Raw genomic sequence first — 22721 nt, 5'->3', positions numbered from 1 at the left:
GGGGTGTATCGCACCCACACCGGCCCCTCCCTCTGAAAATGCGGCTGGTATCGGGCATTGAATGTTCCGCCGGGTGCCCCGTCAGAAGGTTCAAGCAGGACGACGGAGGAGGACGACAATGGCGCTCAAGACGGGTCTCGCGGTGCTGGCTTTCGGAATGATGTTCCTCGGCTCCACGGCCGCGCATGCGAAGGACGACCACGAGAAGTCGCGGTTCTCCCAGCAGCACCGGCATGACGGCCGCGGCGGCAACTTCGGTGTCCACGTCGACGTCCGCCGCCACCCGGGGCCCGCGCCGCTGCCGCCGCCGCACGCTCGGGGCCGCTACGAACTGCAGACGGTGAACCGCTGGGTGCAGGGCCGCAACGAGCGCGTGTGGGTCCCCCAGGTGTGCCGCGAGCGCAACAACCGCCGCTCGCGGGTGACCCGGTGCACCGGTGGCTTCTACGAGCAGCGCTGGGTGCCGGCCCGCTACGAGCCGGTCCAGGAGTGGGTGTGGGTGGCCTACGCGCCGGGCCGGGTGCACATGGCCAGCGCCGGCCGCCGCTAGACGCTTCGAGTATCGGGGGACCGCGCCGCGGGCGCGCCGGGATACGGGGGTAGCCCGGCGCGCTTCGCGGCAGCAGGTCCGCAGTGCCTTTCCTCGCAGGGCCTGTTAGTGAATGCGCCGCATGGCGACCGCATTCATCACCGGGGCTGGCATCCGCATCGGCGGCGCGGTGGCTCGGGCGCTTGGGTGCGCGGGCTATGACCTGGCGCTCCATGCGAACCGCTCCCTTGAGCCGCTGGAAACACTGGCGGATGAACTCCGAGGCCTCGGCCGCCGCGTCACCCTGCACGCCGCCGACCTGAGCCGCCCGGAGGCCGTGGACTCCCTGGCCGCGCAAGTGCGTGAAGCGTGGCCCGCGCTGGACGTGGTGGTCCACAACGCGGGCCTCTTCGAGCGCACCGACTTCGCCGCCATCTCCCGTGACCAGTACCGCGCCATGATGGCGGTGAACCTGGACGCGCCCTTCTTCCTCACCCAGGCCCTGCTCCCCGCGCTGCGCGCTGGCAAGGACCCGTTGGTGGTGCACCTCACCGACGTCGGTGGGGAGCGGCCGGTGAGCCACTACGCGCACTATTCGGTGAGCAAGGCGGGCCTCATCATGCTCACCCGCGCGCTGGCGGTGGAGCTGGCCCCGCACATCCGCGTCAACGCCGTGTCACCCGGCACCGTGGCCTTCCCCGAGGACTTCGACGCCGAGGCCCGCGACGCGGTGCTGCGCCGCATCCCCATGGGGCGCGAGGGCACCGTCGAGGACATCGCCCGCACCGTCGTCTTCCTCGCCCGCGAGGCGCCGTACATCACCGGGCAGGTCATCGCCGTCGATGGCGGCAGGAGCGCACAGCTATGAGCGCGGAGCACGCATTCCATCCTCCCGTCGTCACGACGCCGGACGGCCGGCCGCTGGACGTCATCGAGATGCGGGGACTCACGGTGGACTGCATCGTGGGCATCTTCAACCGGGAGCGCCTCGCGGCCCAGCCGCTGCGGCTGGACGTGGCCCTGTTCCTGGACACCCGCGCCGCCGCGGTGGGCGGCAGGCTGGCGCACACGGTGAACTACGGCCGGCTCGCGGGGGAGCTGCGCTTCCTTCTAGAGGCTTGTCGCTTCGAGCTGCTGGAGTCCGCCGTCGAGACGGTGTGCCGCTACGTGCTGGCGCCGCCCACCGACGATGTCCCGCGCGCGCAGGTCCACGCGGCCACGGTGCGGGTGACGAAGCCGCTGGCGCTGGGGGGGCTGGCGGTGCCGTCGCTCCAGATTCACCGCACGGCCGCGGAGATGGTGTACGGCCGGGAGGAGAAGGGCTTTGGCCGCGTGGACATCATCCATGAGGGCGCGGGCTATGGCGTCTACCGGCTGCGGGTGAAGCCGGGAGGCTGCATCCCCACGCACGTGCACCAGCAGATGGAGGAGAGCGAGCTGGTGCTGGGCTCGGGGCTGCTGCTCCAGTTCAAGCCGGTGGTCCGGGGCATGGCCTTCAACTGGCCGCGCGGCTTCCTGCACCGCTACGACAATCCATCATCCACGGAGCAGACGGTGCTCTGTGTGGACAGGCCGGGCTTCATCCCGTCGGACGAGGTGGAGACCGAGCCGCCGCCGGAGGGGCTGCTGCCCATCACCGGCCACTCCTATTACCCGCTGGATGAGCCCGCGGCGCCGGGCTCTCCCGCGGAGCGCCAGCCGTGAGCGGGGCGGTGCCTCCTGGGAGCGCCCGCCATGAGTGAGGTGGGCACGCGCAAGGTGCTCGTCACGGGCGGCGGGACAGGCATTGGCCGCGCGGTGGCGGAGGCCCTGCTTCGCGCGGGGGGCCAGGTGGTGGTGTCGGGCCGGCGCGCGGAGGTGCTGGAGTCGCTGACGCGGGCGTGGCCGGGACAGGCCTTCGCGCTGCCGTGTGATTTGGCCTCGTCGGAGGCCCGCGAGGGGCTGCTGCGCCGTGCCGCAGGACTGCTGGGGGGGCTGGACGGCTTCGTCCACAGCGCGGGGCAGGTGGTGCACCAGCCGCCGGGCCACATCGGCGAGGACGCGCTGCGCGCGCAGCTCGAGGTGAACCTCATCGCGCCGCTGCGGCTGGGAGAGCAGGCGCTGGAGGTGTTGGAGGCGGGTGGAGCGCAGGTGTTCATCGCGTCCACGCTGGCCACGCGGCCCGTCGTCACCAGTGCGGTGTACAGCGCGGCGAAGGCGGGGCTCCTTCAGGTGATGAAGGTGCTGGCGTTGGCGGGCGCGGCGCGAGGCGTGCGGGCCAGCGCGGTGCTGCCGGGCGTGGTGGAGACGGACATGGTGCGCGAGGTGCGCCTGGCGCCTGGCGAGGGGCCGCTGTCCGAGCCCGAGTACGCGCGGCGGCAGGAGGCCCAGCTCGCGGGGCTGCGGGCGCTGCATCCACTCGGACGGCTGGGGCGCCCCGAGGACGTGGCCGAGGCGGTGCGCTACCTGCTGGGCGCGACGTGGATTTCCGGTACCGAATTGGTGCTGGATGGGGGGCTACTGCTGCGGGAGTGAGGCGCGGTAAGACGCGGCCTCGGCTCACAAGGACGATGGAATGCTCATCGACAGACGGCTTCAGCTCTTCGTGGTGTTGGCGGGGGTGTTCGTCACCTCGCTGGTGGTGGGCGACATCATCGGCGTGAAGCTGTTCGAGGCGAAGGTGGGGCCGGTGGTGGCGGTGATGTCCATCGGCATGCTGCCCTTCCCGGTGACGTTCCTCCTCACGGACATCCTCAACGAGTTCTACGGGAAGAGGGCGGCCCGCTTCGTGACGTGGGTGGGCTTCTTCATGGCCATCTTCGCGTTCGTGGTGATTGCCATCGCCGTGCAGGTTCCGTGGGCGCCGCTGACGCGTGCGCCGGACTTCACGGGCGCGGTGGAGGGCTCGTTCAACAACGTCTTCGCCGGCTCGCAGCGCATCCTCGTCGCGTCGATGATTGCGTACCTGGTGGGCCAGTTCTGCGACATCGCCATCTTCAACGGGCTCAAGCGCCTGACGCGCAACCGGCTCTTGTGGGTGCGGGCGACGGGCTCCACGCTGGTGTCGCAGCTCATCGACACGGTGGTGGTGCAGTACGTGGCGTGGACGGGCGTGCTGCCCAACTCCACCATCGTCGACATCATCTACACGTCCTACGTGGTGAAGCTGCTGGTCGCGGTGGGCCTGACGCCCTTCATCTACCTGGGCCACGCCTTCGTCGAGCGCAAGCTGGGCATCGCCCCCGTGGTCCTGGGTGAGAATGGCGAACCCATTGTGCCGCCCGCGCAGCCTGTCACTCCGGAGGAGCAGCCCCGCGCCGCCTGAGCGCGGGGCTCAGCGGCTCAGCTTCCCTGCCGCGCCAGCGGCGTGAGGATGTCCGTCCAGTGGGAGAAGAGGGAGAAGTGCCCGCCGCCCGGGAAGAAGCGGGGCACCGCGCGCGGGAGCCGGTTCGCCAGGTACCGTCCCATCTGCGGCGGGACGATGCTGTCTCCTTCCCAGTACCAGAGGTCCACCTCCGTCCGAATCTCCTCCAGGGGGACGTTCCACGGCTGCGCGAGGATGTGGGCCTCGCGCCGCATGCCCGCCACCCCGTTGCGCGTGGCCTCGTACCGCCAGCCCTGCACCTGCGCGGCGATGCGCGGGTCCGCGAGCACCGCGCGGTCATCCGCCGACGCCTGGGCGCGCAGGCCCGCCAGCGCCCGCGCGGGATTGGCGCGCACCTGCCGGTCATGCATGGCCATCAGCGGATGCAGCAGCCACTCCGGCCACGCGGCCATGGTGTACGCGTTGCGATAGTCCCGGTTCACCCCCGCCATGGCGCCCGGCCGAGCCAGCGGCGCCGCGCCAGAGACCACCGCCGCGCGGGTGATGCGCTCGCCCAGCTTCCAGGCGGACGCGGCGACGTAGGGCCCGCCCGCGGACACGCCGAAGAGGGCGAAGCGGCCAATCCTCAGCGTGTTGGCCAGCTGCTCCAAATCATCGGGGAAGTCGAGCAGCGTGCGCCCGGGCTGGTAGTCCGACAGGCCATAGCCCGGCCGGTCCGGAGTGATGAGGCGCACGCCCAGCGCGTGGGTGAGCCGGTCATCCGGGTGGCGCATGTGGCGCGAGCCCGGGTTGCCGTGGATGAAGAGGACGGGGAGGCCGCTCAAGTCTCCAGACTCGACGTACGCGAGCCGCCGGCCGTCCCGCAGGTGGACGGTGCCTTCGCGGACCTGCACGCCCACGGCTTCGGTTTCGGACGAGACGTTCATGGCTCCATCGGCTTCGAGCGCGCGCCAATCCACGCGGAAATGGAGGGCCACACCTTCGTCGCGCCCTTGCTGGAGGCGGACAGGCCGATGTGGCCCACGGGGTAGCGCCGCGTCTCACAGTCCTGCGAGCTGACCAGGGAGGGCAGCGGCTCGCTCATCGCGGGCGGCGCGATGGTGTCGTGCTCGGCGATGACGTTGAGGATGGCGCACTGGATGCGGCGCAGGTCCACGCGCTCGCCGCCCACTTCCATGAGGCCCTGGGCGAAGAGGTTCTGCTGGTAGCAGTCCTTGATGTACTGCCGGTACACCTCGCCCGGGAAGGGCACGGGGTCCGCGCCCCAGCGCTCCATGGCCAGGAACGTGGTGACGAACTCCGGGTCGTCGATGCGGCGGCACACCTCCAGCCAGCGGGTGAGGCGCTGCACCGGCGCGGCCATGAGGAAGCCGCTCTCCAGCACCGGCGTGGGCACGTTGCCGTAGGCGTCCACCAGCGAGTCCACGTCGAAGTGGCTGGCGGACGTCCACAGCGTGTAGAGGCCGCCCTTGCTGAAGTCCACCGGCGTGGCCTGCGCCACCAGGTTGCGAACGCCCTGGGGGTACAGGGCCGTGTACGCCAGGGCCATGGTGCCGCCCATGCAGTAGCCGTAGAGCGTCAAATCCCGGCTCTTGCTCACGCGCAGCGTCCACCGCACCGCCGTCTGGATGAGCCCGCCGAGCAGGTCATCCCAGGTGAGCCGCTCCTCGTCCTGGCCCGGCACCCCCCAGTCGATGGCGTAGACGTCGTAGCCTTCGCGGGTGAGGTGCTCGATGAGGCTGCGCCCCGGCAGGAAGTCGAGGATGTACCAGCGGTTGATGAGCGAATAGACAATGAGGATGGGCGTGCGGTGGCGCCGGCGCGGGGCCGCGTAGCGCAGCAGCCGCATGCTGCCGCGCGTGTACACGACGGTGTGCGGCGTGGCGCTGATGGGCGGCTCGCGCACGCCCGAGGCCCTCTCGATGAAGGGCTTGAGGTACGGATACGGATTGAAGGGCCGCGACTTGAGCGCGTGCGCGACGGCGCGAGTCAATTCGACCTGGCCGGTGACGAAGGAGCGAAGACGCTGGGGCGTGGACGCGGTCATGTCAGCGGCGGCGCTTGGAGGGCGCGCGCTCCTTGGGCGTGGGCGCGGGGGACTCGGGCTCCGCGCCTTCCTGACGGTGGAGCAGGTCCACCACCAGCTCCAACTGGGTGCCGAGCGCCTCCACCTGGTCATTCATCCGGCGGAGCTGGTCGCGCAGGGTCTCCACCTCGGAGGTGGTGGGCAGGCGCAGGGTGCGCAGCGCGCCTTCCACCAGGCCATTGCGGCGGACGCGGGCGTTGAAGCCCTGCCGCATGAGGGAGCCGCTCACGCGCAGGTACGAGGGGCTCTCGGTGAGCCTGGCGGCTGCGCGGGTGAGGCCCTGCTCGGCGCGGGTGAACACCTTGCCGGTGCGCGTGCCTGGGTGGGTGAGGTGGCCCAGCAGCTTCAGGCCGCGGGCCAGGAGCCCCTGGGACGGCGGCGGTCGTTCCGGATGACTCATGGGCGGACAGGTTAGCCCAACACGCGGCGTTGGGGACGCCGCGGCCAGGGCTCAGCGCTGTCAAAGTGAACCGAGATTCAACTTTTGTGCCTCGAAAGGTTCGGCATGGACAGTGGCGTCGCCGGTGTAGGCGCCCAGCCGCTGCCAGCGCTCGCCCTCCCGCCGGTAGATTTCGAGGAGCTGGATGCGCGGGTCCACGAGCCACAGATGGTTCACGCCCTCGCGGGCGTAGAGCGTCATCTTCCTGGAGCGGTCCATGGCCTCGGTGGAGGGGGACAGGACGTCACAGAGCCAGTCGGGGGCGAGTTCCACACCCGTTACGTCTGGGAGTTCCGGCATGTGTTCGCGCCGCCACCCGGCGAGGTCTGGCACGAGCACGTTGCCTCCGAGGTGAAGCTCCGGCTCCGGGAGGAAGACCCAGCCTCCGGGCCCCTCTGTGTCAGGCTCCTGGTCGAACGGCCCGAGCTTCTTGCCGAGCCGGAAAGCGGCTCTGCCGTGCATCGTTCGCGGCCGGGGGCTGACGTGCAGCTCACCTTCGATGATTTCCCCGACGACGTTCGGAGGGAGGCGCTCCAACGCCTCGTACACGCGCTCCGGAGGCGACTTGTTACCCATGTCCCCAGAATGCGGCCAGACCGGGGACCTCTCAAGCCGCGCCTCTTCCCGCCCATGGATGGCTTCGCTCATGTGTCGAGCATGCGCCATACCTCTGGCATCATCCGGAGACTAGAGGACCCTGGAGGTTCACCCGGCTCAGCTCTGCCGCTTCACCGGCAGGGGCCCGAAGGACTGGGACACGGGCATCAGCGACATGACGTTGATATTCACATGCGCGGGGCGCGTGGCCACCCAGTGCACCGCGTCCGCGATGTCCTCGGGCGTCAGCGCCTGGGTGTTGGCGTAGACGGACGCGGCGCGCGTGTCGTCACCCTTGAAGCGGACGTTGGAGAACTCCGTGCCGCCCACCAGCCCTGGCTCGATGTCCGTCACGCGCACGGCGGTGCCATGCAGGTCCGCGCGGAGGTTGAGGCTGAACTGGTGCACGAAGGCCTTGGTGGCGCCGTATACGTTGCCGCCCGGGTAGGGCCACTGCGCCGCCACCGAGCCCATGTTGACGACGTGGCCCTGGTTGCGCGCCACCATGCCGGGCAGCACCGCGTGCGTGCAGTACAGGAGGCCCTTCACGTTGGTGTCCACCATTGTGTCCCAGTCCTCCACGCGCGCCGACTGCGCCAGGTCCAACCCCAGCGCCAGGCCCGCGTTGTTGACCAGCACGTCCACCTCGGCGAAGTCCGCTGGCAGCGAGCGGATGGCCCGCTCCACGGCCTCACGGTCCGTGATGTCGAGCGTCAGGGGGAGCACCCGCTCGCCCAGCTCCGCGCGCAGGGCCTCCAGCCGCTCGGTGCGCCGCCCGGAGGCGATGATTCGCGCGCCGTCCTGGATGAAGCGGCGGGCAATGGCCAGGCCGAATCCCGCGGTGGCCCCGGTAATCAGAACGTTCATGGCAGTCCCCTCGTGGAGCCAGCCCCGCGAGGGCTCGGCTCGTCAGTCGTCTTCGCCTTGATAGATGCAGCCGCTGGTGCACGTCTCGCGGACTACTACCCGGCTGAGCTGGGGCAGGCCCGGACGCAGGCGCTTCCAGATCCACCGTGACAGGTTCTCACTGGTGGGGTTCTCCAGGCCCTCCACCTCATTGAGGTAGTAGTGGTCCAGCTTCAGCCGCACGGGCTCGAAGGCCTCCTTGATGTCCGTGAAGTCCATCACCCACCCGGACTGCTCGCCCACCGGGCCACGCACGTGGACCTCCACCCGGTAACTGTGGCCGTGCAGCCGGCTGCACTTGTGCCCGGGCGGCACGTTGGGAAGCCGGTGCGCGGCTTCGAAGGTGAATTCCTTGAAGATGTCCAAGGTGTCTCCTGACAGCGGGTGGAAGCCGGCTCATATCCCGCGCGCTCCTCCCGACGTCAAGGTACGCCCGCCTCCCTGAAACACCGGCATGTCTCGCCCCGCCGCGCGCCCACGCACCCGGGGACGCCCGGCGCGACCCTTCGCTCCGCGTGAAAAATCCCCGGGAATATTCCCGCGCGCGTTGCACACATCACACTTCAGCACCCCGCGAAGGCCCACCTGTCGGTGAAGCGGAGCATCCGTCCCAACCCCGCGAAACCACGTTTCCTGTCTCCTCCCTCTACGTCCCGGCAGGCAGGGGTTGCCGCGCTCGGAGGGAATGAACAGCGCGGGGCTCGGAATTGGCGGCCGTCCTCGCGAGCGCCTCCCGCGCCGCGACCCACACCAGGAGTCCGCCAGGATGCGCAACCGCTCGCCGTGGTCCACGGCCCTCTGCTCCGCTGCCCTGCTGTCCGTGTTGGCCTGCAATGGGAAGGCGGAGCTCACCCAGGAAGGTGGCGCACCTCCGGGCTCCAGCGAGACGCCGTCCACGGGCAACCCCTCCGTTCCCGGCACACCGCCCTCCCACGACGATGACGACACGAACAACCCGGGGCCGTCGGAGCCTCCGCCCGTCATCATCGACATCCCGCCCCCCTTCCCGAATCCGGAGCCGCCGCCTCCCGAGCCGGAGCCTGAGCCCCAACCGGAGCCCGAGCCTCCGCCTCAGTACTCGCGCATCCTCTGGGTGGCGCCCAACGGCAGTGACAGCGCCTCCGCCACGGAGACGGCGCCGCTGCGCACGGTGACGCGCGCGCTGGAGCTGGTGCGGCCGGGCGAGGCCATCTACCTGAAGACGGGCACCTACTCCGAGCGCCTCAAGCTGGAGGAGAAGGGCGGCTCCGCGTCCCACCTGCTCACGCTGCGGGCCGCGCCGGGCGCGAAGCCGGTGCTGAAGCCGTCCGGCAGCGGCTCCTCCATGGTGGACGTGCGCGGCGCGTACTGGAGCCTCGAGGGGCTCACCCTCGACGCTGCGGGCCATGCCTCCTTCGCGGTGATGTTCCGCGGCGCGGGGGCCCACCACGGCGTGCTGCGCGGCTCCACGCTGAAGAACGGCACCGCGGGCGCGGGCGTCAACGTGTGCGAGAAGGCCAGCGACGTCCTCATCGAGGGCAACACCATCTCCCACTTCAACCGCAACGGGGACGACAGCCACGGCGTCATCGTCCAGACGACGGCGCGCAACGTGGTGGTGCGTGGCAACGACATCCACCACAACTCCGGGGACGCGGTGCAGTGCATCGGCCCCGAGGGCGGCGCCACCATCTCCGGCACGCCCTTCGACAACCTGCTGGTGGAGGACAACGAGTTGCACGAGAACCGGGAGAACGGCGTCGACGTGAAGACGTGCACCCGCGTCACGCTGCGCGGCAACATCATCTGGGGCCACAAGATGTCGTCCACCTCGCGCGGCGAGGGCGTGGTGGTGCACCTGTCCGCGAGGGACGTCACCCTGGAGGACAACGTCTTCTACAACAACGGCCGCGCCATCAGCATCGGCGGGGTGCGCCAGGGCGCGCCGCCCACCAACGTCGTCATCCGCCGCAACCTGGTGCGGGACGGCCTGGGCGGCGCGGAGGAAGGCAGCGGCATCCGCGTGGACACGTCCTCGAACGTGAAGGTGCACCACAACACCCTCTGGAACATGCCCGGGCCGTGCCTCACCTTCGGCCAGGGGGACACCGGGGCCAGCGCCAGCCTGGATGTGCGCAACAACGTCTTCTCCGGCTGCGGGGTGGCGGTGCGCGGCGGACCCGGGCGCTCGGGGGCGGTGGTGGACGCCAACCTCTACTTCCGCACCGCGGGCGCGGCCGTCTACCGCCTCAACGGCGTGGACATGGGCTTCTCGCAGTGGCGCTCGCAGAGCGGGCTGGACGGCCGCTCCCAGGAGAAGGCCCCTGGCTTCGTCAACATCGACACCGGGGACTTCCGCCTGGGGTCGGGTTCGCCCGCCCTCAACGCGGGGCTGTCGCTGGGGCTGACCTGGTGCGGGCCAGGCCCGGACCAGGGCGCCTTCGAGTCGGACTGCCCCTGAGCCATCAGGGCGTGTAGAGTGGGGGCCCCTTCTGCCCTGGACCCCACTCCCCACGTGCCGTCCTCGCTGGAATTCGTATCAGGCATCTCGCTGGTGCCCTCGGACTCACCCGCGCGGGACCTGCTCGCCGCGGCCGCCGCGCGTGCGGGTCTCCGCATGGTGGACGGCCTCGAAGAGGCCTCCCTGGCGCTGGTGGACCTCACCGCGCCGGGAGGGCTCGCCGCGGGGCAGGCCCTGCTGGACGCCGCCCTCGCCGCCCACCTCACGTTGGTGGTGCTGGTGGCGCCGGGCGAAGGCCACTTCGCCACGGCGCAGTCCCTCAAGCCCGCGGACGTCCTCACCGCGCCGGTGGCCATGCACGAGCTGGCCTGGCGGCTCCAGTGCGCCGCCGAGCGCCACGTGGAGCGCGAGGAGCAGGCGCGCAGCCAGGAGGACCTGGCGCTCCTGCTGGAGCTGACGGCGGACTACGCGGAGACGTCCGACGTGGAGGTGCTGCTCCACGGCGTCACCCGGCGGCTGGCGGAGAAGCTGGACATCGCGCGCGCCACGCTGGTGATGCTGGGGCGCAGCGCGGAGGAGGGCGTCATCGTCGCCGCCAGTGATGACCCCGCGCTCAAGGACCTGCGCATCGACCTGTCGCGCTACCCCGAGATTCGCGAGGTGATGCGAACGGGCAAGCCGGTGGTGATGCAGGAGGCCTCCACCCACCCGCTGCTGGGGGACGTGGAGCGGCGCGCGGTGGCCGCCCGAGGCATCCACGCCATCGCCGCGTTGCCGCTGCCCATCCGCGGGCAGGTGCGCGGCGTGCTGCTGCTGCGCGCGGCGGGACGGCGGCGCACCTTCACGCCTCGGGAAATCGACTTCCTCACCACCGTGGCGCACGCCACCGCGGTGGCCCTGCGCAACGCGTCTGTGCTCCAGTCGGTGCGCGGGCAGACGGAGGCGGAGAAGACGGCCCGCCTGGCCGCGGAGGAGCAGGCGGCCTCGTTCAAGCCGTACCAGCTCTTCTTCGCGCACGTCAGCGAAGGCGTGGCCATCCTCGACGACAAGGCCTGCGTGCTGTCGCTGAATCCGTCCGGCGCGGCCATGCTGGACGTGGACGCCGCCGACGTGCGGGGCCGCCACCTGCACCAGGTGACTCAGCCGGTGGATGAAAACGTGCTGATGGAGCTGGTGACCACCGCCGCGCGTGGCGAGGCCCGCTCCGGCACGGACGTGGAGGTGCGCACGCGCACGGGCCGCCGCCTGACGCTGTCCATGTCCGCCGCGCCGCTGCGCGACGAGGAGGCGGCCACCATCCTCTCCTTCCGCGACGTCACGGACGCGCGGAGGCTGGAGGACGAGCTGCTCCAGACGAAGGACTTCCTGGAGCGGCTCATCGACTCGTCGGTGGATGGCATCATCGCGGCCGACCTCAAGGGGCGCATCATCCTCTTCAACAAGGGCGCGGAGGCGCTGTGCGGCTACACCGCGCAGGAGGCCCTGGGCGGCGGCTTCTCCGTCCACCAGCTCTATCCGCCGGGCGTGGCGAAGCGGGTGATGGCCATGATTCGGGCGCCCGAGCACGGCGGCAAGGGCCGGCTGTCCCTCATCCGGGAGGAGCTGATGCACCGCTCCGGTGAGCGGGTGCCGGTGAACATGACGGCCTCCATCGTCTACGAAGGGGGCCGCGAGGTGTTCAGCGTGGGCATCTTCACGGACATGCGCGCGCGCATGCAACTGGAGCGCAAGCTGTCCGACGTGGAGACGCGGCTGGAGGAGAGCGAGAAGAGCGCGGTCATCGTCGCGCTCGCCGGCACCGCCGCGCACGAGCTGAACCAGCCGCTCACCTCGGTGATGGGCTATGCCGAGCTGCTGAAGCGGAAGCTGAAGGAAGACGACTTCGCCTGGAAGCCGGTGGACATCATCTACCGCGAGGCGGAGCGCATGGCGGAAATCGTCCGGAAGATTGGCAAGATTACCCGCTACGAGACGAAGTCCTACATGGGGGCGCAACAGATTCTCGACCTGGACAAGGCCACCTCCCATGAAGACTGAGCCCCGCGCCGTGCGCATCGCCGGCGGCCCTGCCCCCGAGTCCTTCCAGGCCCTGTTCGAGGCGCTCGATGCCCCCGCGGCCCTGTGTGACCCGGCCCTGCGGCTGGTGGCCGTCAACGCCGCCTTCCGCCGCTTCTGCGCCGAACAGCACGCGTCCGTGGAAGGGGTGGCGCACACCCTGGCCGGCGCCAGCGTGCCGGCGGATGGCGCCAGCTGCGACGTGGAGCTGCTGCCCGACCTGCCCGGCGTGGTGCTGACGCTGTCCCGCCGGGGCGACGTGGTGGCCGTCCGCGCGCGCAATGAGCCGGAGCTGTCACGCAACCGGCTGGTGGTGGCGGAGCGGGCCCTGCTGGAGCAGGCGCGCACCGAAGGCGTGCTGCTGGATTTGGGCCGCAGCGTGGCCGAGGCCGGCGGCGAGGAGGAACTGGTCGCCGCGGTGGCGCGCGGCGTGAAGGAGCTGTTCCCCGGGCGCTCGTTCTGCATCCGCATCACCGACTCGCGGACGGGCGGCCTCACGTCGCTCTACGCGGAGGGGCGACTGAAGGAAGGCGCGCACGAGCCGCTGGTGCTGATGGCGCGCGCGGTGGACAAGACGAGCCTGGACCGCGCGTCCCTGCCCGTGGACCGCGTGGTGGTGCTGGGCGAAGTCCCGCTGCTGTTCCAGGACAGCACCCATGGCGTGAGCGCGCCGCTGGTGGCCAGCGGGCAGCTCTTCGGCGCCATCAACATGGAGTACCCGGCGGACTTCGTCTCCGACGTGCCGCACGACGAGCGCGTGCTGCTCCAGCTCGCCAACCAGGTGGCGGTGGCGGTGAAGAACGCGAAGCTCATCGACGAGCTGACGTTCGTCCGCAAGTACCTGGAGGACCTGCTGGAGAAGGCCAACGCCCTCATCCTGGTGGCGAACCGGGACAAGCAGGTCGTCGTCTTCAACCAGGCGCTCAGCGCGCTCACCGGCTTCGGCAAGGAAGAGGTGCTGGGCCGCGACTTCTTCTCACTCATCCCGGAGAGCGAGCACCTGCGGCTCAACCAGCTCATCGCCGCGGCCATTCGCGGCGAGCCGGTGAACAGCTTCGAGACGCAGCTGCTGACGAGCAGCGGCGCGGAGGTGCGCGTCTCCTTCGCGACCTCCTCCAAGCTCTCCCAGCACGGGGAGGTGGAGGGCGTCATCGCCATCGGTCAGGACATCACGGTGGTGAAGGAGCTGGAGAAGCGCATCATCCACGCGGAGAAGCTGGCCTCCATCGGGCAGCTCGCCGCCAGCGTGGTGCACGAAATCAACAACCCGATGACGGCGGTGGCCACGTACGCGGACGCGCTGCTCCAGCGCTCGCGCATGACGCCGGGGGCCAACCCGGCGGACCAGGAGAAGCTGCGCAAAATCCTGGAGAGCAGCCACCGCATCCTCCGCTTCACGCGAGATCTGGTCAGCTACGCGCGCCCGGCGCAGGACCGGCCGGAGCGGGTGCAGCTCAACGCCGTCGTGGACATGGCGGTGGGGTTCTGCGAGCACGTGGTGGCCCAGGCGCGCGTCAGCATCCAGCGCGAGTACACCGAGCTGCCGCCCCTGTCCGCCGTGCGCGCCAACCTGGTGCAGGTGTTCGTCAACCTCATCACCAACGCGTGCCACGCGATGCCGCCGGGCGGCTCCGTCATCCTGGCCACGGGCCGTGACGGGCAGGACGCGGTGGTGAAGGTGCGCGACACGGGCACGGGCATCGAACCCAAGCACCTGCAGCGCATCTTCGAGCCCTTCTTCACCACCAAGCCGGAAGGGAGGGGCACCGGCCTGGGCCTCTCCATCTGCCAGGGCATCGTGGAGAATCACGGTGGCCGGCTGACGGTGGAGAGCACCTTGGGCGAAGGCACCACCTTCATCGTCCGCCTGCCGCTGCAGCAGGCCTGAGGCCGCGCTCAGTCCCGCAGGTAGTGGCAGGTGTAGCCGCCCGGGTTCTTCACCAGGTAGTCCTGGTGATAATCCTCGGCGGGGGTGAACGCGCTGGCGGGCACAAGCTGCGTGACGACGGGCCGGGGCCACTTCCTGGAGGCCTCCACCCGTGCCTTCACTTGCTCGGCCACGCGCTTCTGGGCGTCGGACAGATAGAAGATGGCGGAGCGGTACTGCGTGCCCACGTCATTGCCCTGACGGTTGAGCGTCGTCGGGTCGTGCATGCGGAAGAACCACTGCTCCAGCAGCGTCTCGTACGTCAGCCGGGTGGGGTCGAACACGACGCGCACGGCTTCGGCGTGGCCCGTCTTGCCCGAGCTCACGTCGCGATACGTGGGCTTGCGAAAGGCGCTGGAGCCGCCCGTGTAGCCCACCTCCGTCTGGACGACGCCGGGAACCTCGCGCAGCAGGTCCTCCATGCCCCAGAAGCACCCGCCCGCCAGCAGCGCCGTCTCCGTGAAGGGCGAGGACTCCTGGCGCTTGGTGGCGGCCGGGACGGGGCGGCCGAAGAGCGGCAGCCAGGCGCCATAGCCCTCCTTCGCCAAATCGTTCACCGCGACGAAGCGCAGGGCCGCGGAGTTGATGCAGTAGCGCGTCTTCGCGGGCGCGGGCCCGTCCCCGAAGACGTGGCCCAGGTGTGAGCCCGCGGCCTTCGAGCGCACCTCCACGCGCTCCATGCCCTGCGTGCTGTCCCGCTTCTCGACGACGCGGGCGCTGTCCACCGGCCTGGTGAAGCTGGGCCAGCCGGTGCCGGAGTCGAACTTGTCGCGCGAGGAGAAGAGGGGCTCGCCGCTCACCACGTCGACGTAGAGCCCCTCTTCGTGGTGGTTCCACAGGGGGTTGCGGAAGGCGGGCTCCGTGGCTCCCTGCTGCGTCACCTCGTAGGCGAGCGGGGACAAGGTGCGCCGCACCTCGGCGTCCGAGGGCTTCTCGTAGCGGCGGGTGTCCTGGATGGTGGGGCCTGGCGCGGAGGGCGCGGCCCCGCGGGCCTCGGTGCACGCGGCCAGCATGGCGAGCGTGGCAAGGGCCAGCGGCATGAGCCGGCGGGCCAGGGATGAGGATGGGGTGGGCATGGACGCGGTCTCCGGGCTTTTTGTGGGTACGCGCGAGGCCCCGAAGTGGTTTCCACCCTCACGACTCGCTGCGGGCCTTGTCCTCGTCATCCAGCTCGCGGGTGAACTCCTCGTTCGTGAGCAGGCCCTTGCGCGCCATGATGCGCATCAGCGCCCAGAACTTCCGCTCCAGCTCCTCGACGCGATCCGGGTCTTCTCGCGCCTGTCCGAAGAGGTAGTCCAGGTCGTCCAGCACGCCTGCCGCGTTCTCCACGACGGCCTTGGGCTTCGCGGCGCCGCCCTGTCCGCGCTTCTGCTTGCTCTGCGCCTCGCGGGCGCGAATCAGCTCCGCCAGGGACGTGCGCTGCGTCGCCTCGCCGGGCGGCAGCTCTTCGCCGATGATGACCTCCTCGTCGTCCTCTTCGGACGTCGGCGCCGCGGGGTGTGTCACTGGCGGCGCGGCCTTCGCCGGTTTCGCGGCGGGCTTCGCGGGCGCGGGGCGGCTGGTGGTGGGCGAGGCCACCGGCACCTTGTGGTAGTAGCGGAGGATGGCGCCGCGCACGGTGGATAGCGGCGCCACGCGCGGGCTGACCTTGAGCCCGGTGGTGAACTCAATCTCCTCCACCGCCGTCACGTTGAGCGGATCACTCATCGCCACCACGAGCTGCTTGCGCCCGCCCACGCTCTCCAGCGCGATGGGGAACAGGTCATGCTGTTCACAGAAGCGCGCGCGCAGCATGTGCACCGCCGCCCACTCCGGCGTGGTGGCCGCGAGGTCCACTCGCGGCAGCCCCAGGGCCTGGCTCAGCGCGTCCGCGAGCGTGGCCTCCGTGATCGCACCCTGCGCGATGAGGGTGGCCCCCAGCCGCTGTCCTGATTTCCGGTGAGCCGCGAGCCCCGCTTCGAGCTGGGCGACGCTGATCGCCCGCTGCTCCAACAGGAGCTCGCCAATGCGCTTCCTCGCCATGACTCCGGCCTTAACACGCGCGACGAAACCCAGGAAGCAAGCGCGGTGTCACATCCGGAGGCACTTGGGAATACCCCCCAAAATGCCCGCAATGCTGCTTGGAGTACGAGCTGGCAAGAGGGGGCTGGGCGCAAAATTCCTGTGAGATTTCAGCACTTAACGCCGCTGGGCCTGCCTTGACACCCCAGACGCCCATTCCTAAAGTCGGCACACCGTTTTCAACATCCATTCCTGCCGCCCAACCGGGTGGACCGTCCGCTCGGGGGGACGTCAGGTCTGGAAGGTCCGCTACTAAAGCGGGCCAAAGCTGCCTGTGGAGGCAACACTCGATGAACCTGGCGTCTGTGACGAACCTGACCGTGCTGGCGAATGTCGGCGGCCCTCAGCGGGGCTTCTTCGAAGAAGTCGCCATGCGCTGGGAGGCCGGCCAGTGGGGTATGTACCCCATTGCCGCCTGCCTCATCGTGGCACTCGCCATCATGGTCGAGCGAAGCATCATCCTTTTCGGCAAGGCCTCCATCAACAAGGAGGCCTTCCTGCGTGGCCTGAAGAAGCACATCTACGCGGGTGACCTGGACAAGGCCATCAACTACGTGGCCGGCCAGAAGTCCACGCCGCTGACGAACGTCATCAAGGCCGGTCTGATGAACGTTCCGAAGGGCAACGACGAGGTCCAGGCCGCGCTCGACGAGGCCAGCCTCCGCGAGACGCCGAAGATTGAAGCCCGCACCGGCTACCTCGCCATGCTCGGCAACGCGGCGATGCTCGCCGGTCTGCTCGGGACGGTGTCCGGTCTCATCGCCTGCTTCGAGGCCGTGGCCAACGTGAACCCGGCCGACAAGGCGACGATTCTGGCCAACGGTATCTCCGAAGCCATGAACTGCACCGGCTTCGGGCTGCTCACGGCCATCCCGGCGCTCATCTCCTTCTCCGTGCTGACGGGCCGCACGCAGAGCCTCATCAACGACATCAACGAGACCAGCGTCTCCGTCCTCAACCTCATCGTGGCCAACAAGGACAAGTTCAAGAACCTGAACGTCCCCACGTCGGCCCGCGACGAGGAGTAGGAAGTCCTTCGGGAACCCGGAGTCCGGGCGCGCTGTCCTGTCCCCACGGGTGTGGGGACGCGCGGCGCGCTCCCAGCAGTCTCACCGGCGCTCACTGAGCGCGGCCGAAGGAGAAGAACGCCATGGCCGGCGGAATGGACACAGGTGGAGGTAAAGGCGGCAAGAAGTCGCTCGACACCTCTATCAACCTCACGGCTTTCATCGACCTGATGGCGGTGACCATCAGCTTCCTCATCATGACGGCGGTCTGGACCCAGATTGGCCGGCTCCAGGTTTCGCAGGCGGGTGGCCCCTCCACGGAGGAGGAGCAGCAGCAGGAAGAGCAGACCAAGACGGTCCAGCTCAACCTGCTCATCACGCCCACGGAGCTGCGGCTGACCGCGGACCAGAGCGCCTTCGAGCCGATCCCCCTCACCAAGGATGCGAAGGGCAAGACGGACCTGTCCAAGCTGGTGGCGCGCTTCAAGGAACTGAAGGCGCAGCTGCCGGACCAGTCCGCCATCACCCTGCAGCCTGAAGACAAGGTCCGCTACGAGGACCTGGTCCGTATCATCGACGAGTGCATCGGCTCTGGGCTGCCCCAGGTGTCGGTGTCCGCGGCGATGGGCTAGCCGCTCACGGAGCTCACGACACCTCATGGCCATCCAGGTTCCAGGCAAGCGATACGGCAAGCGGCTCCAGCACTCCAAGGTGTTCGGGCACGGCGTGGCCGCGAAGAAGAGCGGTTACTCCGACCTCCTCATCACCCCGCTGGTCGACATGTTCATCATCATCGTGCTCTTCCTCATCGCGAACTTCTCCGCGACGGGCGAGGTGCTGATGATGACCAAGGACATCGAGCTTCCCGAGGCGGTCAACGTCCAGGAAGTGGAGATGCACCCGGTGGTGATGGTCTCCGGTGACCAGATCAGCGTCTCCGGCACCATCATTGGCCGCGTGGAGGACTTCACCAAGGACGAGTACCTCAACATCCCGTCCCTGGAAGAGAAGCTCCGCGACATGAAGAAGCAGTACGAGGACCTCCACTCCATGGCGCAGGACACGGCCAACACCTTCAAGGGCGACATCAACATCCAGGCCCACAAGGACGTGGAGTACTCCATCATCAAGCGGGTGATGTTCAGCTGCGCCACGGCGGGCTACAACAACATCAACTTCGCGGTGATTACGGCCGGTGGTGGCGACGCGGAGAAGGAAGCCAGCGCCAAGGCCACCCCGTAGCTTCGAGATAATCGGGCCGCTGGCCCAACAGGCGCCCTGGTCCTCGTGGCCAGGGCGTTTTCGTTTTTTGAAGAAGGACTCGTCTTCATGCTGCTTCGTGCCGTCATCTTCGACCTGGATGGAACCCTGGTGGACTCGCTGGGGGACATCGCCGACGCGACGAACCACGCGCTGGCCCACCACGGCCTGCCCACTCACCCGGAGTCCGCCTACCTGCGCTTCGTGGGCAGCGGCGTCCGGGAGTTGATTCGCCGGGCGGTGCCTTCGGGGCAGGACGCGCTCATCGAGCCGGTGCTGGCCACCTACAAGGCCTACTACGACGACCACCTCTTCGACCGGACCGCGCACTACCCGGGCATCCCGGAGCTGCTGACGGCGCTGGCCGCGCAGGGCACGAAGCTGGCGGTGCTCAGCAACAAGTCAGACGACTTCGTGAAGCGCCTGGTCACACGCCTGCTGCCGCGGGTGCCCTTCGCGGCCGTGTACGGTGAGCGGCCGGAGCTGCCGCGCAAGCCGGACCCGGCGGCGGCGCTGGCGCTGGCCTCGGAGCTGGGCGTACCGCCCGCGGCCTGCGGCTTCGTGGGGGACACGTCCATCGACATGGACACGGCGCGCGCGGCGGGGATGTACGGCGTGGGCGTGGCCTGGGGCTTCCGCGAGGTGCACGAGCTGCAGGCCCACGGCGCGCGCGCGGTGGCCGCCACCGCGGCGGAGCTGCTGGCGGCGCTGCGGGATGCCAGGCCTTGAACAGGAGGAGGACCCATGAACGCTGATGCCTCGCACCGCCGGCCCCGCGCGCTCGTCTGGCGGCGGTTGCTGTCGCCCGGAAGTGAGTACTTCGAGCTGCGCGCGCGCCCGGAGGGGTGGGAGCTGGCGGGCTCGGTGGTGCTCGTGGACAACGGGCTGCCGCACTTCGTGGAGTACACCATCACCACCAACGCGGCGTGGGAGACCCAGGCGGTCCACGTCCTGCGCAGGAGCGGGGAGGGCGAGGCACGGCTCCAGCTCCGCGTGGACGCGGAGCGGTGCTGGTGGAAGGGCGACGAGGAGGTGGTCCACCTCCGAGGCTGCTCGGACATCGACGTGGCGTGCACGCCCTCGACCAACACCTTGCCCATCCGCCGGATTGGGCTGGACGTGGGGCAGGCGGCGGACGTGCGCGCCGCGTGGCTTCGCATCCCCAGCCTCGCGCTGGAGGTGCTGCCCCAGCGCTACACGCGGCTCACCCAGACGCGCTACCGGTACGAGAGCAACGGCGGCAGCTTCGTCGCCGAGGTGGACGTCGACGCGCACGGGTTGGTGACGAACTATCCCCCTGGCTGGGAGCGCATCGCCGTCGCGGAGGACTGACGCCCGAGGGCGCACTCCAGTCCCGCTTCGCTGTTGAGTGGAGGGCGGCGACCCCGGGCGGTGTGTTGCGCCGGCGACCCATGTCCCCGGACGGCCGCCATTCGAAATGCCGCTGCGTACAGTGCGGAGCCCATGCGAGCTCCAATGTGCCGCCGCCCTTCCGCCGCGAGACGCGCCGTGGTCCTGGCCACGGCGTGGGTGCTTGGCTGTGGGCGCTCACCTTCCTCGGGGGAGCGCGAGCCCTTCATTCCCCGGGACACCGAGGAGGTGCTGGCGCGCGTGCCGGCCGTGGGGGTGGATGCGCGCGCCCGCGAGCGCGCCGCGCTCCGCGAGGCCCTGGCCGGGCACGCCGGACAACTGGACATGGCGCTGCGATTGGCGCGGTTGGAAATCGAGATGAGCCGCGTGCTGGGCGACCCGCGCTACCTGGGCCGCGCGCAGGCGGCGCTGCGTCCGTGGTGGGACCTGGCCACGCCGCCGCCCGGCGTGCGGTGGGTGCGCGCCACCCTCCACCATGCGCGGCGCGACCTTCGGGCGGCCTTGGAGGACCTGGACGCGGTGGTGAAGGAGGACCCCGGCAATGTCGACGCGTGGCTGCTGCGCGCGGAGGTGCTGGGGATTCAAGGCGAGCATGCCGAGGCGGCCCGCAGCTGCGAGCGGCTCACCGCGCTGACGTCTCCGTTGACGATCGCGGTGTGCGAGGCCCGGGTGCGAAGCCTCGCGGGGCATTCGCGCAAGGCGCACGCGCTCCTGTCGGAGGCGTTGAGGCACAGCGGGCGCAGTCAGGAGACGCGGACGCGCGCACTGGCCATGCTGGCGGAGGCCGCCGCGCTGGCGGGGGACTCCGGCCTGGCGGAGCGCTACTTCCTCCGGGTGCTCTCGCTGGAGCCGAAGGACTCCGCCGCGCGCGCGGCCTTCGCGGACCTGTTGCTGGACGCGGGCCGTGCGCGTGAGGCGGTCGCCGTGGTGATGGACCACACGCAGGATGACCGGCTGCTCCTGCGCCACGTGCTGGCGGAGAACGCGCTCGGCTCTTCTCGCGCGCCCGAAGTCACCCAGGCCTTGTCCCGCCGCTTCCAGGCGAGCCGCCTGCGGGGGGACAATCTCCTCGCGCGCGAGGAGGCCCGCTTCGCGCTCCAGGTGGAGAAGGCGCCGGAGAAGGCGCTCCAACTGGCGCAGGCCGCGTGGGCGTCACGGCGTGAGCCGTGGGATGTGCGGTTGTTGCTCGAAGCCGCGCTGGCCGCGGGCAGACCGGAGGCGGCCCGGCCCGCGCTGGACTTCCTTCAGGCTTCGGGCTGCGAGGACCCGGGGCTCGTCTACCTGGCCGAGCGCGTGCGGAGTCTGCTGCCATGAGCCGCGTCGCCGCGCTGGCGCTCTTGTGGGTCTCCCTGGCCGCCCAGGCGCACAAGCCGAGCGACAGCTACTTGCACCTGCGTGAGGCGGACGGCCGCGGCATCTCCGGCCGGTGGGACGTGTCGCTCCAGGACCTGGACGACGTGCTCGGGTTGGACGCGGGCGGAGACGGCGCCATCACCTGGGGGGAGGTGCTGGCGCGCGAGGCGGACATCCAGCGCTATGTGCTCGGCCGGCTGGTGCTCGGGGTGCAAGGTGGACCCTGCGCGCTCGTCTCCCGGGACGGGCTGCGCATCCGGCGGCACTCGGACGGGGCCTACGCGGTGCTGGACTTCGACGCGCGCTGCGCTGGCCCCATCGCGCGGCTGGACGTGGACTACACGCTGCTGTTCGACCGCGACCCGCTGCACCGGGGCATCGTGCTCGTGGGCGCGCGTGAGCCGCTCATCTTCTCCGCGTCCCAGCACTTCGCGCGGGTGCGCCTGCGGGACGAGTCTCCCTGGCGCACCGCGGCGCGCATGACGGTGGAGGGGGCGCTGCACGTCGTGACTCGGGCGGACCACCTGCTCTTCCTCTTCGCGCTGCTGCTGCCCTCCGCGCTGCGCCGGGACGCGGACGGGCGCTGGGTGGCCATCGCGGACTTCGGCACGGCGCTGTGGGACGTGGTGAAGGTGGTGTCCGCCTTCACCGTGGCGCACGCGCTGACGTTGGTGGCCGCCACGCTGGGCTGGGCGTCGCTGCCGCCGCGCTTCGTGTCGGCCGCCATCACGCTGGGCATCCTGGTGGCGGCGCTCGACAACGTCCGCCCGCTGGGGCGGGGGGCTCGCTGGATGGTGGCCTTCATGCTGGGGCTGCTGCACGGCTTCGGCTTCGCGTCGGTGCTGGCGGGAATGGGGCTGTCCGCGGGGCGCCTCGCGTCCGCGCTGATGGGCTTCAACCTGGGCGTGGAGCTGGGACAGGTGGCCTTCGTGGCCGCGCTGCTGCCCCTGGCCTTCCTCCTGCGCGAGGCGCCGCTCTACCGCCGCGCCGTCGTGGTGGGCGGCTCGGTGGCCGTCGCGCTGCTGGCGTGCCTTGGGTTGGCGGAGCGCGCCCTGGGCGTGTCGGTTACATGACACGCGGGCGCGTCACACGACCGTGACCCTGTACTTGTCCTTGTCCTCCGCCCGGTTGTGGGCGGTGACAGCGGCGATGATGTGGCACACCCAGCCCAGGCACCCACCGGTGCCAATCCAGAAGCCTGGGGTGATGATGAGCCAGAACAGGCCCCGGAGCAGGTCCCCGTTGTAGATCTGCCCCACGCCAGGGATGAGAAAAGACAGCAGGGCTGCGATTGCGGGACGCGACATGGTTCGGGTGACCTCCGTGTCTTCCCCTACGGGCGAGTTCCGGAGCCATTGCATTTCGCCTATCGGCTCCTGGACGGTT

General features: G+C 70.0%; 24 protein-coding genes. 15 read left to right on the top strand and 9 right to left on the bottom strand.

Annotation, left to right across the window (positions count from 1 at the left end):
* The first annotated feature begins 118 nt into the window (after positions 1 to 118).
* The 5 genes from HV826_RS04935 (at position 119) to HV826_RS04915 (ending at position 3833) form a co-directional block, all read left to right on the top strand.
* Positions 119 to 550, top strand: a complete 432-nt coding sequence (locus HV826_RS04935; RefSeq protein WP_255207736.1) for a hypothetical protein — start codon at positions 119 to 121, stop codon at positions 548 to 550.
* A gap of 121 nt (positions 551 to 671) precedes the next feature.
* Positions 672 to 1397, top strand: a complete 726-nt coding sequence (locus tag HV826_RS04930; RefSeq protein WP_176415839.1) for an SDR family oxidoreductase — start codon at positions 672 to 674, stop codon at positions 1395 to 1397.
* A complete protein-coding gene (locus HV826_RS04925) occupies positions 1394 to 2233 on the top strand; it encodes a dihydroneopterin aldolase (RefSeq protein ID WP_176415838.1) in 840 nt (279 codons plus the stop codon). Before HV826_RS04930 ends, HV826_RS04925 begins: the two co-directional genes overlap by 4 nt.
* A gap of 30 nt (positions 2234 to 2263) precedes the next feature.
* Positions 2264 to 3043 carry an SDR family NAD(P)-dependent oxidoreductase gene (locus HV826_RS04920; RefSeq protein ID WP_176415837.1) on the top strand — a complete coding sequence of 260 codons (780 nt, stop codon included), beginning with the start codon at positions 2264 to 2266 and terminating at the stop codon, positions 3041 to 3043.
* A gap of 40 nt (positions 3044 to 3083) precedes the next feature.
* Positions 3084 to 3833 carry a queuosine precursor transporter gene (locus HV826_RS04915; RefSeq protein WP_176415836.1) on the top strand — a complete coding sequence of 250 codons (750 nt, stop codon included), beginning with the start codon at positions 3084 to 3086 and terminating at the stop codon, positions 3831 to 3833.
* A 17-nt stretch (positions 3834 to 3850) separates the two neighbouring features.
* Here the strand turns inward: HV826_RS04915 and HV826_RS04910 are convergent, their stop codons facing one another.
* The 6 genes from HV826_RS04910 to queD all read right to left on the bottom strand — a co-directional run bounded on the left by HV826_RS04910 (position 3851) and on the right by queD (position 8227).
* Positions 3851 to 4759: an alpha/beta fold hydrolase gene (locus HV826_RS04910; RefSeq protein ID WP_176415835.1), complete on the bottom strand. Its 909-nt coding sequence runs from the start codon at positions 4757 to 4759 to the stop codon at positions 3851 to 3853.
* Positions 4756 to 5880, bottom strand: coding sequence for an alpha/beta fold hydrolase (locus tag HV826_RS04905; RefSeq protein ID WP_176415834.1), 1125 nt, complete (start codon positions 5878 to 5880; stop codon positions 4756 to 4758). Before HV826_RS04905 ends, HV826_RS04910 begins: the two co-directional genes overlap by 4 nt.
* 1 nt (position 5881) lies before the next feature.
* Positions 5882 to 6319, bottom strand: coding sequence for a hypothetical protein (locus HV826_RS04900; RefSeq protein ID WP_176415833.1), 438 nt, complete (start codon positions 6317 to 6319; stop codon positions 5882 to 5884).
* 60 nt (positions 6320 to 6379) lie between these two features.
* A complete protein-coding gene (locus tag HV826_RS04895) occupies positions 6380 to 6934 on the bottom strand; it encodes a Uma2 family endonuclease (RefSeq protein ID WP_255217048.1) in 555 nt (184 codons plus the stop codon).
* Positions 6935 to 7072: 138 nt separating this feature from the next.
* Positions 7073 to 7822 carry a bifunctional NADP-dependent 3-hydroxy acid dehydrogenase/3-hydroxypropionate dehydrogenase YdfG gene (gene ydfG / locus HV826_RS04890; protein ID WP_176415831.1) on the bottom strand — a complete coding sequence of 250 codons (750 nt, stop codon included), beginning with the start codon at positions 7820 to 7822 and terminating at the stop codon, positions 7073 to 7075.
* Positions 7823 to 7864: 42 nt separating this feature from the next.
* Positions 7865 to 8227, bottom strand: coding sequence for a 6-carboxytetrahydropterin synthase QueD (gene queD / locus HV826_RS04885; RefSeq protein ID WP_176415830.1), 363 nt, complete (start codon positions 8225 to 8227; stop codon positions 7865 to 7867).
* 400 nt (positions 8228 to 8627) lie between these two features.
* Here queD and HV826_RS04880 point away from each other — a divergent pair, with 400 nt between their 5' ends.
* Genes HV826_RS04880 through HV826_RS04870 form a run of 3 tightly spaced genes read left to right on the top strand, consistent with a single transcriptional unit; the run spans position 8628 to position 14244 of the window.
* On the top strand, positions 8628 to 10301 hold the full coding sequence (locus tag HV826_RS04880) for a nitrous oxide reductase family maturation protein NosD (protein WP_255217044.1): 1674 nt from the start codon (positions 8628 to 8630) through the stop codon (positions 10299 to 10301).
* Between the two features lie 18 nt (positions 10302 to 10319).
* Positions 10320 to 12338: a PAS domain S-box protein gene (locus HV826_RS04875; RefSeq protein WP_176415828.1), complete on the top strand. Its 2019-nt coding sequence runs from the start codon at positions 10320 to 10322 to the stop codon at positions 12336 to 12338.
* Positions 12328 to 14244, top strand: coding sequence for an ATP-binding protein (locus HV826_RS04870; RefSeq protein WP_217917064.1), 1917 nt, complete (start codon positions 12328 to 12330; stop codon positions 14242 to 14244). Before HV826_RS04875 ends, HV826_RS04870 begins: the two co-directional genes overlap by 11 nt.
* 8 nt (positions 14245 to 14252) lie before the next feature.
* Here HV826_RS04870 and HV826_RS04865 read toward each other — a convergent pair whose 3' ends face one another.
* Together HV826_RS04865 and HV826_RS04860 are read right to left on the bottom strand one after the other, a co-directional pair.
* The gene (locus HV826_RS04865) at positions 14253 to 15296 is read right to left on the bottom strand and encodes a bifunctional methionine sulfoxide reductase B/A protein (RefSeq protein ID WP_176415922.1); all 1044 of its coding nucleotides are present in this window, start codon (positions 15294 to 15296) and stop codon (positions 14253 to 14255) included.
* Positions 15297 to 15417: 121 nt separating this feature from the next.
* On the bottom strand, positions 15418 to 16305 hold the full coding sequence (locus HV826_RS04860) for a general secretion pathway protein GspE (protein WP_176415827.1): 888 nt from the start codon (positions 16303 to 16305) through the stop codon (positions 15418 to 15420).
* 329 nt (positions 16306 to 16634) lie between these two features.
* Between HV826_RS04860 and HV826_RS04855 the strand changes: the two genes are divergently transcribed.
* From HV826_RS04855 to HV826_RS04825, 7 genes are all read left to right on the top strand, one after another.
* Positions 16635 to 17372, top strand: coding sequence for a MotA/TolQ/ExbB proton channel family protein (locus tag HV826_RS04855; protein WP_140795753.1), 738 nt, complete (start codon positions 16635 to 16637; stop codon positions 17370 to 17372).
* A 122-nt stretch (positions 17373 to 17494) separates the two neighbouring features.
* Positions 17495 to 17983 (top strand): biopolymer transporter ExbD, encoded by a 489-nt coding sequence (locus HV826_RS04850; protein WP_140795752.1) that lies wholly within the window; start codon positions 17495 to 17497, stop codon positions 17981 to 17983.
* Positions 17984 to 18008: 25 nt separating this feature from the next.
* The gene (locus HV826_RS04845; protein WP_163783763.1) at positions 18009 to 18593 is read left to right on the top strand and encodes a biopolymer transporter ExbD; all 585 of its coding nucleotides are present in this window, start codon (positions 18009 to 18011) and stop codon (positions 18591 to 18593) included.
* Between the two features lie 87 nt (positions 18594 to 18680).
* Positions 18681 to 19340, top strand: a complete 660-nt coding sequence (locus HV826_RS04840; protein WP_176415826.1) for an HAD family hydrolase — start codon at positions 18681 to 18683, stop codon at positions 19338 to 19340.
* Positions 19341 to 19355: 15 nt separating this feature from the next.
* Positions 19356 to 19943 carry a putative glycolipid-binding domain-containing protein gene (locus HV826_RS04835; RefSeq protein WP_176415825.1) on the top strand — a complete coding sequence of 196 codons (588 nt, stop codon included), beginning with the start codon at positions 19356 to 19358 and terminating at the stop codon, positions 19941 to 19943.
* Positions 19944 to 20120: 177 nt separating this feature from the next.
* On the top strand, positions 20121 to 21296 hold the full coding sequence (locus tag HV826_RS04830) for a tetratricopeptide repeat protein (RefSeq protein ID WP_368670838.1): 1176 nt from the start codon (positions 20121 to 20123) through the stop codon (positions 21294 to 21296).
* Positions 21293 to 22408, top strand: a complete 1116-nt coding sequence (locus HV826_RS04825; RefSeq protein ID WP_176415823.1) for a HupE/UreJ family protein — start codon at positions 21293 to 21295, stop codon at positions 22406 to 22408. The genes HV826_RS04830 and HV826_RS04825 overlap by 4 nt, the downstream gene beginning before the upstream one ends.
* Before the next feature lie 12 nt (positions 22409 to 22420).
* On the opposite strand, the gene HV826_RS04820 is transcribed toward HV826_RS04825, so the two are convergent.
* A complete protein-coding gene (locus HV826_RS04820) occupies positions 22421 to 22696 on the bottom strand; it encodes a hypothetical protein (protein WP_176415822.1) in 276 nt (91 codons plus the stop codon).
* Between the last annotated feature and the right edge of the window lie 25 nt (positions 22697 to 22721).

This window comes from Myxococcus sp. AM010, assembly GCF_013372585.1.
In the GTDB taxonomy this organism is placed as follows: Bacteria; Myxococcota; Myxococcia; order Myxococcales; family Myxococcaceae; genus Myxococcus; species Myxococcus vastator.
Note: the sequence above shows the minus strand (reverse complement) of the source record. Positions and strands in the feature narration are given on the sequence as shown.